Below are 11251 nucleotides of genomic sequence, written 5' to 3'. Positions count from 1 at the left end.
ACAAGTCCTGAATTTCTTGATATTCCCTGATAGCTCAGTCGGTAGAGCACTCGACTGTTAATCGAGTTGTCACAGGTTCGAGTCCTGTTCGGGGAGTACTTGCTTCCATAGCTCAGTAGGTAGAGTGCATCCATGGTAAGGATGAGGTCACCGGTTCGATTCCGGTTGGAAGCTCCAGCTTTACGGCCCGTTGGTCAAGGGGTTAAGACACCTCCCTTTCACGGAGGTAACAGGGGTTCGAATCCCCTACGGGTCACCACTTATATGGAGGCTTAGCTCAGCCGGGAGAGCATCTGCCTTACAAGCAGAGGGTCGGCGGTTCGATCCCGTCAGCCTCCATATGCACCACGCCGTTATAGCTCAACTGGTAGAGCAACTGACTTGTAATCAGTAGGTTGGGGGTTCAAGTCCTCTTGACGGCACCATATTGGGGATTAGCCAAGCGGTAAGGCAACGGACTTTGACTCCGTCATTCCCTAGGTTCGAATCCTAGATCCCCAGTATTCCTTTATGGAATACACAGCAATAAGCAAGAGCCATTAGCTCAGTCGGTAGAGCACCTGACTTTTAATCAGGGTGTCGTAGGTTCGAGTCCTACATGGCTCACTCTTCACTCGCGCGTATGGCGGAATTGGCAGACGCACTAGACTTAGGATCTAGCGGGCGACCGTGGGGGTTCAAGTCCCTCTACGCGCATAAGAAGAAAAGCCTTGAGGGAACACACTCTCAAGGCTTTTTTATATCTAAAATTAATCCTCTTATAACCTCTTCAGTAATTCAAAAGCAGCACAAAGCCTCTATTGAGTACTCCTCATCCTCGATTGAATCCTTCTAGCTAAACTCCTTGTACAAAAAGTGAACCTTTCCATACAGACAACTAACTTGCTACAAAATGCTTGAAGCAAACCATAACGGAAAAATAACGCATTAGCATAGGTTCCTCTTGGTGAATTAATGCACATTGTACCAATTGCATATGGCTATTCAGCGAGCATTCGATTTCGTCTTCGATTTTGGCGATGAGTGGGAGTTTACAGTAACTGTCGATGACATTCAGACCACCGATACACGTCACCTGCGGCCCCTGGTAGTTGAAACGAAAGGTGTGTCTCCCGAGCAGTATAGAGACTTTTATAAAGAGGAGGTGAGGTCCATATTGGCAATGAAATGTTCCATTTCTTCGATATCTTGCGGATTGTTTTGCTTCGATTTCCATAGGTTGAGCAGTTCGTCAAAACGCTCTGACGGTATATCGATAGCCCATGTTATAAACTCCGAGTTCGATTCCGTCTCAACGTGATATCGTCCATTCCCATCCAGTTAAATATACGTCTACCGGGATCCGATCAGGCTTTAACCAGCGCCCAGAACTGTTCCCATACCGCTTCGAAGCGTTCCTGAAACGGCTGCTCCCCATACCGCTGCATCTCCCAAAACAGACCGTCCATCAAACAAATGAGTACGCTGGCCATGCCGCCGCTGTCGCCGCGACGGATTTCTCCGCGCTCCATGCCCTCCTGAAACCATTGTGCGAGCATCCCCCACTCTTCCTGCTCTGCTTTGTTAAGCTCAGCCTTCATGTCATGCTCGATATGCCCGTCCGGAAACATCAGCATGCGTACGAAGATTTTCATCTTGCCCGGGTTGCTCAATTGAAAATGCATGATGGTCCTGAGCATATCGTCGATTCGCTCACGGATCGTCCGGCCGTCCGGCGCTGGCGCACTGTCGGTTGCCAGCTTCACATGATGACCGATCGTATTGCGGTAAATATGCAGGAACACGTCCTCTTTGTTTCTGAACAACGCATAAATCGCTGAAGGATGGACGCCCGCCCGCCTGGCCACTTCCTTCATCGTCATCCCCTCGTACCCCCGCTGCGCAAACAATTCGGAAGCCGCTTCAATAGTCGCCTCGCGAACCGTCGGCATGGCGGACCGCTTCGCCGTACGGTCTTCCGGAATGAGCCGGTAGCCCATACCTTTGACTGTGTCGATGCGAACCGTATTCGGTGCATATCGCTCCAGCTTTTTGCGGATATTGCTGATATGCACCATGACGGTGCGAAAGTCCCCTTCCCCGTACTTCCACACGGCGTCATACAAGGTTTCCGCGGAGAAAAGCTGCTTCGGATGCTCTGCCAAAAAACAAAGCAGCTTCAGTTCCTTCGCCAGAAACGGAATCTCGTTGCCGCGATAACGGGCCTCGCCGGAGTCCGGCTGGATCAGCAGCTCTCCAAACCGGATCGTGTCCGCCGCAGCGGCTGTCTCGATCCTGCGCAAACTCGAATTCAGCCGCGCCTCCAGCACCGCCGGATCGAACGGCTTCGTGATATAATCGTCCGCGCCGACATCCAGACCCCTTACAATATCTTCGGACAGCTGTCGGCTCGTCAAGAAAATGACCGGCACGGACGATTGCTCGCGAATGCGTCTGCACACCTCAAAGCCGTCCATCCCGGGCATCATGACATCGAGCAGCACCAGATCGGGACGTTGCTCGCGGCACAGCCGGATCGCTTCCATGCCGTCCTTCGCCTCGACGGTCAGCCATTGCCGGTCCTGCAGTTCCATTGCAATCAACTCGCGGACTTCCGTATCGTCGTCCACGATCAACACGCGGCCTCTCGTACCCTCCACTCCCTCAATCCACCTTTTTCATAGGCAACAGGAAATAAAATGCGCTTCCTTCGCCGTATTCGCCCAACACGCCGATCCGTCCGCCATGCGCCTCGATGATCGACTTCGAAATCGAAAGCCCCAGTCCCGTTCCGGAAGAGTGCCTGGAGGCAGCGCCCTGAACGCGGTAATACCGGTCAAAAATGCGCCTGCGCTCCTCCCTGCGAATGCCGGGGCCGCTGTCCCGGACAATGACTGCATAGGCGCCGAATGAGCAGAAGCTGCGGCCGACAACCTCAATCCGGTCGCCGGCGCTCGTATGGCTGAGCGCATTCGCCACCAGATTCGCAAACACCTGACCGATCCGATCAAGATCCGCGTCGATGACGCATCGGCCCGCGGCACCCGGCAACAATGCCAGCACAACCTGACGATCCGGAACCTTCCAGTCGTAGCTGCTCCCGAGCGTGTCGCAAAGCTGTTCGATCCGCACCGGTTCTCGGCGAATGCTGTAGCTCTCGCTGTTCGGGAGAGACAGCTGCCGGAGATCATTCAACAGCCGGTTCAGGCTCAACGCCTTGCGGTAGGCGATATCGATATGTCGCTCCGCGGCTTCCCCCGATATGCCTTCCTTCACGCGCCGCAAATAACCGATGATGGTAGTAAGCGGGTTGCCCAGCTCGTGGGTGACGTTGGAGAGCCATTCACTCCTCGATCGCTCGGACGATTTCAGCTGCATGTTCACTTTCCGCAGCTCGTCCGTTCGTGCTTCGACTATCGCCTCCAGCCGCTCGTTCATTCCTTCTTGAGCCTTCTTCAGCCGCTCGACCTCTCGAAACGCGGCCGCGAATTTCCTCGCGACCATGAACGGCTGGGTAAACACGAACAGGAGCAAGCCCAGCGTCACCAGATCGCCGCTGTCAATCAGAAAATTGTAATAGAGAATATCGTTGAGCACGGTCGCAAGGAATAGCAGTCCGACAGTCAGATTAAGCCTGGCCCCGAGCTTGCGGCGAATCGCCGCGTGTACGAGCGAATAGACAATGTAGAGCGCAAGCGCGAGCACGAGCAGCTCGTAGCCAAGCTTCCATTCCGTATACGCTCGGGCCGGGAGCGCAAGGATGGGCAAGGTAGCGGCGATCATGGTCAGCGCCAGGCCGTAGGCCACCTTGCGATGCGAGTAATCCTCGTACAGATGATGAAAATACAACAGCAAAGCGGCGATTCCCCAGAACACGGACAAGTACTCGATCTTGACCGCGATTTCCCAGGGGAAATGAGGCAGGAGACGAACAGCCAGCATGTCGCCGACGAACAGGCTTCGAAGCGCCAGCCCCAGGCCGGAAAGTCCGAAATAGAGCGTCGACGGCTCCGGTCGCACGAAGAAATAACCCAGATGGTACAAGCCCATCAGCAGCAGTCCTGTCGTTACGAACGCTTGAAACAGCGTCCGCTGCTCGCGCTCCTGCGCGATCTGCTCGGCTGTGCCCAACCGGATTTCCGCCCAGACGCCTCCCTTGCGCTGAACGAAGTTCGATACGAGCAGTACGAGCTGAACCTCCTGACGGTCGGAGTGGAAGTAGAGCGGTTGCGGCATTGCCGCGGGACTCATCTCGCTGCGGCTTGTGCCGATCATCCCGGTGGAAGCGCGCATCACGCCGTTCACATACAGCTCGAATGCCGAGGCAATGCTCGGCAAATCCAGCCCCAGCGCTCTGCCGACGTCCCGCTCCGATAAAATGAGGTTCAGTCGATACGTACCGTATCCATGGTCGCCGATATTCGACGACTGCGAGCCCCACGTTGCCGGCGTGCGGATCGACATCGGCTGCCCGGGCGCGGGGTCCTGATCCGGGTATCGGAACGCCAGCCAGTCGAACAGCCACTCGCCTTTCAACGCGACGGGACCGGAAGTCTCCAGCGGCACATCCCGCAAGTCCAGCGTTCCGTCCTTGGCGATTGGAGAAGCGGAAGCCTCGGCGGCTGCGAACAGCCCTATGGAAATGAGAATTACTGCAATCCATGTGCGCATCCGGTTCCCTCTGAAATCCTTGTCGTAGTTGAAGCATACTGACTACTGCATTCGACATCGAGTGACAAAATCCTTCGCTTGCCGTTGTTTCCACCGTCAAAAAGCCCCGCCGGCCGAAGCCGACAGGGGAGCGTGAAGGCATCATATGAAGTTGGCGTTCTCCAGCAGCCTGTAGACGAGCATCGCCGCTTCCGTTCGAGAGAGCTCCGCCCGAGGCGACAGCGATGTCTCGCCATGCCCTTGCACGATGCCCGCCGCCAGCAACAGCGCAATGTCGCGCCTCGCCCATTCGGAAATGTCCGACTGGTCCCGGAACCGTTTCAGCAGCCCGGCCGTGTCGAGAGTCCGGTCGAATTCTCTGCGCGCCGTCCAAGCGAGCGCTCGCGCCGTCATCGCCATCGCCTGTTCTCTGGAGATGGCCGCGTACGGTCGGAACCGGCCGTCCTCGAATCCATTCATCAGCCGGTAGTACGAGGCGGATTGCACCGCCTCGAAGTACCAATGTGCTTGCGTAACGTCGGGGTAATCGGTCAGCTCCGGCGCGAACGGCAAGCCGAGCGCTCGAGAAAGCATGGTCGCAAATTCTGCACGGGAGATCGGATCACCGGGCCGGAACGCGCCGGTCTCATCTCCCGCGACAACAAGGCGACCGGCCAATGCGCTCACCGCGTTCTCCGCCCAATGCCCGGCCATGTCGCCGAAGCTGCGAGCGGCGCCGGCCGCCACGGCATACGAGCTGTTGGTCACGCTGCGGATGACCGCATACGGCTTGCCGTCATTCACCTCGATGGTTACGGGGACCGTGCGGACATGCTCGCGCTCGTCCAGCGCGAATGCGACGTATACGGCCTCCGCCGGCCCGTCGACCGCGACGCGCCGTTCGACGAATTCGCTCATAAATACGATTTCCATCGAGCGATCTCCGGCTTCCACCGTAATCCGGAAGCTGACCGGCACGGACGCCAGTTCGGTGTCATGCCGCTCGGCAGCCCGGGCAAGCGCGGTCGCCGCCGAATCGTCCGCCGTGGCGGCCTCCAATACGATGCGGAGCTCCTCGGGACGTTTTGCGCCAAGAGCGAGCATCGCTTCTCCGAAATCTAGCGCCTCTACCGGAACGGAATACCGGATATCGTTCCACTCCAACTCGATGAAGCCGTGTTTCTCGGCCAACGCCTGCACCGCCTCGCCGTCCAGCACGCCGGCCGCGCCCGCGGCTTCCCCGGTCAACGGCAGTCTGACGCGGACGCCATCCTCCTGAGACTGTAAGGCCTCCAGCATGGCTTCCCGATCGACGGTCAGAACGATAATCTTCCGGTCGTCCGTCGACGATTCGCTCCAATCTCCCAGCGTCTCTCGCACTCCGTTAACGTATATATCGGCTTTGGCAGCAGGCGGATTCACTTCCGGAGCTGTCGGAAAAACCGACTCCGGCAGCGGTCCCTGCTCCGGCTCGCCCCCCTGTTGCTCGCGGGTTATTTGCACCCGATAGGTTTGCTCAGTTGTACCGTCTTCCGCCTGCACCACGATATTCACCTCGTTCGACCCCACCGCAAGCGGAATCGGGACAGATTTGCCATGCAAAACCGACGATTCGTTTACAAAGACGACAGCGAGCGCATGCGCGGCACTTGCCGCGATGTCCGCCTGTTCCATCGCATGCGGCACCGCTATCTCGTATTCGTGCCGGTTCGCCGTCCAGGAGAGTCCCACCGCGCCGCCATTGATCGTCAAGCCGCCGAGCGCGGCGTTGTCGGACAATCCTCTCGTGACAACGATCCGGTACGTATTCCTTTCTCCATCCTCCGCGGCGACGACAACGTCCACAGCATTGTCGCCGGAACGCAGCGAGATCGGCCGGGATGGCTGTCCGCTGACCACAGCCCGTCCGTCAATCGCCAGCGTCGCCATCCCGTCCACCCTGGCAGTCAGTTGAACCGATGCCGTCCCGGAGTCGACCTCGATCGTGTAAGCAAAGGTCTGCGGATCAAAGATCGGCGTCAGCATGCCTTCGCTCGTCCCGAGCGACTGCAGCAGCGCTGTCCCCGCGCTCGCTCGGCGGATCGTTACGACGTACAGCTTCGACACGGAGGCATCCTGGGCGGCAACAGCCACCTCGATCCGGTTCGGTCCTACGGCAAGCGCAATCGCGCCGCTTTCATCCCCGCTGCCGACCGCCGCTCCGTTCACTGTCACCCTCGCATTCGGTTCATTCAAGGTCGGGGCGAGGGTGAATGTCGTCTCGCTGTACGGCACATTCACCGTATAGTCGGTCGTCATCGGCGAGAAAGCCGGCGTCAGCGCACCTCCCGACACGGCCAGCGCGGCAAGCGTCGCATCGTCGGATCCCTTCCTCGTAATCGTCGCCGTGTATTCATTCGACGATAAGCCGTCCTCGGATGTCACCTTAACGATAAACCGGTTTCCGTCCCCGACCGCAAGCGACCAGGGGGCGGAGGCCACACCGCTCGCAAGCGGTATGTCGTTCAAGGTCAACTGAGCCCCGGGATGCGCTGTCGTCGCAATGAAAGCGATGCTCGTCGTCTCGTGCGCGACTGTCGCGCGGTATTCAGTGATGTCGGGATCGAAGGCGAGCGTGAAGCCGCCGCCCGTCCAGCCCCAATATCCAAGTTTGTCGTTGCCGGACGACTTCCGGATGACGTTCAGCTTGTACGTCAGCCTGGTACCGTCCTCGGCCGCGACCTCGACAACGATGACGTTGCCTTCGACCTTCAGGTCGAACGGTCCAGCAGCGGCGCCGCTGCCCGACTCCAGCCCGTTCACCTTGACCGAAGCCAATCCGCTGGCCGTAACGGGCGTAGCTTGAATGCCGTATACGTTATTCGTGACCACGACATCGTACTCGTAGACGTCGGAATGGAACGGCTCCGACCACTCACCCGCATTCGTCGTCAAGGACAGCAGCGAAGCGTTGGCATCGGCCGGTTGCGTGATCGTGTAACGATACGTCTTGCTTGCGGTTGCCAATCCGTCTGTCACCTTCAATTCATATACATGTACACCCGGCGTCAACGGAAAGGTCGCCTGCGTCCCTGACGCATACGGTTCGTTGTTCAGCACAAGGATCTGAGCGGCATCTGCAGAATAAAACCGAAAACTGACCTGCGCCGTCGAACGGCTCACAGTCGCGCTGTATGCCGTAGTGTCGGGATGAAACGCGGCCACCGGCGCATCGGTCCATACCGTTTGCAAATTCACCGTGCCCAGACGGGTTACCTTTAATGTATAGGTTCGTTGCTGTTGCCCGCTCTCCGATTCAAGCGCGATGACGATTTCGTTCGTTCCTACACTCAACTCGATCGTCTGCGAGACACCCGAGGACGGGATACCGTTCACGGTCGCCGAGGCGTAAGCGCTCTTCGCTTCATAGTAGACGCGCACCTTGCCCGTTGCGTTGCTCACTGTCGCTGTATATTGGATGCGTCCGGCGACAACGCTTTCGTTGACGATGCCGTTGACCAGCCCGAGATCGGACAGGTCCGCCGAATCCGACTTCCAGGTCACGAGCAGAACGACACCGCCGGAGCTGCTATTGCAGCCCAAATTCGTGAAACAAAAGATGGTGGAGATATCCTCCGCGGCGCTGGTCGGTTGTGTCGTATCCGCAAGCGCCAAAATAAGCGAAACGGTTTCCTCGCCATTGTCAAGAGCGGTGTCGATCAAGTTGTAAATCCCGTCGATATACGACGTTGTTCGGGGTACCCCGTTGACGTGCGCTTTCTGCGCGACCGGCTTCCCCCCATTGCCATCCCTCGCAAGCCTCGTCGCGGGCAATGTCCAACCCGTATCCAGGCTCTGATACACATCCACTTCAGGGGAAAGTCGATTCGTATTCGCATTAAAAACCGTAATCTGCAATTGTACGTCCCGGACGAGATGCCATTGGTCTTTCAGCGAGCCGATATCATAACGGAAGTACGCCTCCGAATGTCCCGAGCTTTCCGAAGCACCAACTCTGACACTTGTCCCATTAGAAAGCGTGGTCCCGTTGGAATATCGCGTAAGAACGGACGCCTGCTGCACCGATCCAATTTCCGTCTTCGGCTTCTCTTCCGCCTCTGCAAGCGGAGCGGGCACGAATACGTTGGCCGCCGCCAGCACGGCCGCCACGGTGAGCAAGACAACGAACCTCTTCACAGTTTTAACCATTTCTCTTCACCTCCGACATCATGGTTCTATCGCCACAAACCAGTGTAGCAAGCCAAGTTTAAATAAAGTTAAAATGGGAGAAAGCTCCCGTTCTCAAAGTACAGATATAGAAATCCCTTGCTCAGCATGCCGAGCAAGGGATTTCTTGTCGTTCACTCTTTCCGATACTCCCTAGGCGAGAGCTGGGTGATCTTTTTGAAAATTTTGCCGAAGTGCGAGAAGTTGACGAATCCGACTTGATTGGAGATGTCCAGGATGGACAGCTCGGTGTCCTTCAACAATTGCATCGCTTGCCGGATGCGAGCGGTGTGCACGTATTCGGTCAATGTGAAGCCCGTTACGGCCTTGAAGGTGCGGCTGAGGTAATACGGGCTAATGTAAAATTGCTCGGCGAGAGCGGACAAACTCAAGTCAGCCGAGATATGGGCCCGGATATGTCGAGTGATATCGGAAATTTTCTGATGAAGAGGCGACTCCAGCGGGGACAGGGTCGGCTCTTGTTTTCTAAGATGGCGTGCGGCAAGAAGCAAAACTTCAACAAACGTGTGTTGGATCCGAATTTCATACCCAAGGGGCTTCGTATGCAGTTCGGCAAGCAGCTGCTGGAAGAGGCTCTCCGTTAGAATCAGATCCTTCGCAGAGAATCGGTACACCGGATTAGGCGCATGGAACGGTGAAAGCAACAGGTCGGCATGCTCGCTATAGTTCTCCCGTACAAAGGATTCGTTGAAATAAATGACGATCCGCTCATGTTTAGGCAGGGTGGCCTCGGAAGTTTTGTGCAGCTCCTGGGAGGGGATGCAGACCAAATCACCGCTGTGGATGTGGTAAGTATGATCGCCAATGAAATAGTAGCGCTCCCCCGAGAACAAGTAATAAATTTCATACTGCTCATGGAAGTGCTCGTTCGGCATCGTGAAAGGCTCAGTCCGTTTGGCATATTCGATCGATATGGGTGCGCCGAGCTTAGCGTACCAGAGCTTGGATTGTTTTGCGCTCATACTCCTTCACCTCATCATCATTATAGCAAAAGAAGCGGGGTAAAGCGTAAAATCCGCAAATAAGCGGGGGTAATATCGACAATATTGCGATAGTATAGAGCTTGAGAACAATTCCGGAGGGACATGAAAATGACGAAGAAAACCTATGTGCTTGTGGGCACCGGCGGCAGGGCGGAGTTTTTTTATGGAGCGATTGCCGGGCATTACAAGGAGACTTCAGAGCTGCTTGCTTTCTGTGACGTCAACCAAACCCGCATGAACTATGCGAACCGCCTGCTCGAAGAAAAATATAGCTATCGTAGAGTGAACACCTATCAGGCCGACCAATTCGAAGAGATGATTGCAGCGGAGAAGCCGGATGCCGTCATTGTGACAAGCGTCGATCGGACCCACCACACGTACATCATTCGCGCGCTGGAATTAGGCTGTGATGTCATAACGGAGAAGCCGATGACCGTGGACGAGGTGAAATGTCAGGAAATTCTGGATGCGGTGAAACGGACCGGCAAAAATGTAAGGGTAACCTTCAACTATCGCTATGCCCCGCATCATACGAAAGCCCGCGAATTGATTCAGGACGGCGTAATCGGGCAAGTGCATTCCGTGCATTTCGAATGGCTGCTGAACACGAAGCATGGAGCCGATTATTTCCGCCGTTGGCATCGGGACAAACGAAATAGCGGGGGGCTGCTCGTCCACAAGTCGACGCATCATTTCGATCTGGTCAACTTCTGGATCGGCTCGCAGCCGCAGGAAGTGTTTGCTTTCGGAGACCTGCTGTTCTATGGTCGGGAAAATGCGGAGAAACGCGGAGAAACGAAGTTTTACGATCGGGCTACGGGAAATCCGCATGCGCAAGAGGATCCTTTCGCCTTGCATCTGGATAAGAACGAGCATCTGAAGGCGATGTATCTGGACGCGGAAGTGGAAGACGGGTATCGTCGCGATCAGAGCGTCTTCGGCGATGGCATCAATATCGAGGATACGATGGGGGTCCTGGTCCGCTACAAGAACAACGCGATTCTGACCTATTCCTTGAATGCGTACATGCCTTGGGAAGGTTATAGAATTGCGTTCAACGGAAGCAAAGGCCGGATCGAGATGAACATCATTGAACAATCGTACGTCAACTCCGGCGGGGACAAGGCGCTGGAAGGCGCTATTGTGGGCAAGAGTATCCTTGTATTTCCGATGTGGAAGACGCCATACGAGGTTGAGGTTGAAGAAGGCAAAGGCGGCCATGGCGGCGGAGATCCGGTGCTGCTGAACGATATTTTCGGGACGCCGATGCCGGATAAATTCAATCGCGCAGCGGATCATATCGATGGAGCGAGATCAATTCTAACGGGTATTGCAGCCAATAAAGCGATTCGTACCGGGCAGCCGGTGAAGGTAGATACTTTAGTGAAATTTTAAAGCAGCTTCGACTGCAT

5 protein-coding genes and 8 tRNA genes are annotated in these 11251 nt (G+C 56.2%); 9 read left to right on the top strand and 4 right to left on the bottom strand.

Annotated elements, in window-relative coordinates; translation table 11 throughout:
* Positions 1-23 precede the first annotated feature (23 nt).
* From PKO02S_RS23750 to PKO02S_RS23715, 8 genes are all read left to right on the top strand, one after another.
* Positions 24-96 (top strand) — tRNA-Asn (locus tag PKO02S_RS23750).
* A gap of 5 nt (positions 97-101) precedes the next feature.
* Positions 102-177 (top strand) — tRNA-Thr (locus PKO02S_RS23745).
* 7 nt (positions 178-184) lie between these two features.
* Positions 185-259, top strand: a tRNA-Glu gene (locus tag PKO02S_RS23740).
* A 7-nt stretch (positions 260-266) separates the two neighbouring features.
* Positions 267-339 (top strand) — tRNA-Val (locus tag PKO02S_RS23735).
* Positions 340-349: 10 nt separating this feature from the next.
* Positions 350-425 (top strand) — tRNA-Thr (locus tag PKO02S_RS23730).
* Between the two features lie 3 nt (positions 426-428).
* Positions 429-501, top strand: a tRNA-Gln gene (locus tag PKO02S_RS23725).
* Positions 502-533: 32 nt separating this feature from the next.
* A tRNA-Lys gene (locus PKO02S_RS23720) sits at positions 534-606 on the top strand.
* A gap of 10 nt (positions 607-616) precedes the next feature.
* Positions 617-696: transfer RNA gene (locus PKO02S_RS23715), tRNA-Leu, on the top strand.
* A 650-nt stretch (positions 697-1346) separates the two neighbouring features.
* Here PKO02S_RS23715 and PKO02S_RS23710 read toward each other — a convergent pair.
* The 4 genes from PKO02S_RS23710 to PKO02S_RS23695 all read right to left on the bottom strand — a co-directional run bounded on the left by PKO02S_RS23710 (position 1347) and on the right by PKO02S_RS23695 (position 9818).
* Positions 1347-2639, bottom strand: coding sequence for a response regulator (locus PKO02S_RS23710; protein WP_127586851.1), 1293 nt, complete (start codon positions 2637-2639; stop codon positions 1347-1349).
* 4 nt (positions 2640-2643) lie between these two features.
* Positions 2644-4650, bottom strand: a complete 2007-nt coding sequence (locus PKO02S_RS23705) for a sensor histidine kinase (protein WP_127586849.1) — start codon at positions 4648-4650, stop codon at positions 2644-2646.
* Positions 4651-4791: 141 nt separating this feature from the next.
* Positions 4792-8817 (bottom strand): cadherin-like beta sandwich domain-containing protein, encoded by a 4026-nt coding sequence (locus PKO02S_RS23700; protein ID WP_127586847.1) that lies wholly within the window; start codon positions 8815-8817, stop codon positions 4792-4794.
* Positions 8818-8969: 152 nt separating this feature from the next.
* Positions 8970-9818 carry an AraC family transcriptional regulator gene (locus PKO02S_RS23695; protein ID WP_127586845.1) on the bottom strand — a complete coding sequence of 283 codons (849 nt, stop codon included), beginning with the start codon at positions 9816-9818 and terminating at the stop codon, positions 8970-8972.
* Positions 9819-9947: 129 nt separating this feature from the next.
* Here PKO02S_RS23695 and PKO02S_RS23690 point away from each other — a divergent pair, with 129 nt between their 5' ends.
* Complete coding sequence (locus tag PKO02S_RS23690) at positions 9948-11234, top strand: Gfo/Idh/MocA family oxidoreductase (RefSeq protein ID WP_373865235.1); 1287 nt, start codon at positions 9948-9950, stop codon at positions 11232-11234.
* Positions 11235-11251: the final 17 nt, after the last annotated feature.

Origin of the sequence: Paenibacillus koleovorans NBRC 103111 (genome assembly GCF_004000845.1) — a bacterium.
Lineage (GTDB): Bacteria > Bacillota > Bacilli > Paenibacillales > NBRC-103111 > Paenibacillus_AA > Paenibacillus_AA koleovorans.
Note: the sequence above shows the minus strand (reverse complement) of the source record. Positions and strands in the feature narration are given on the sequence as shown.

Excerpts from the sequence above, each read along its gene's own strand:
- PKO02S_RS23705 (WP_127586849.1), bottom strand. The coding sequence starts at position 4,650 with ATGCGCACATGGATTGCAGTAATTCTCATTTCCATAGGGCTGTTCGCA.
- PKO02S_RS23700 (WP_127586847.1), bottom strand. The coding sequence starts at position 8,817 with ATGGTTAAAACTGTGAAGAGGTTCGTTGTCTTGCTCACCGTGGCGGCC.
- PKO02S_RS23695 (WP_127586845.1), bottom strand. The coding sequence starts at position 9,818 with ATGAGCGCAAAACAATCCAAGCTCTGGTACGCTAAGCTCGGCGCACCC.
- PKO02S_RS23690 (WP_373865235.1), top strand. The coding sequence starts at position 9,948 with ATGACGAAGAAAACCTATGTGCTTGTGGGCACCGGCGGCAGGGCGGAG.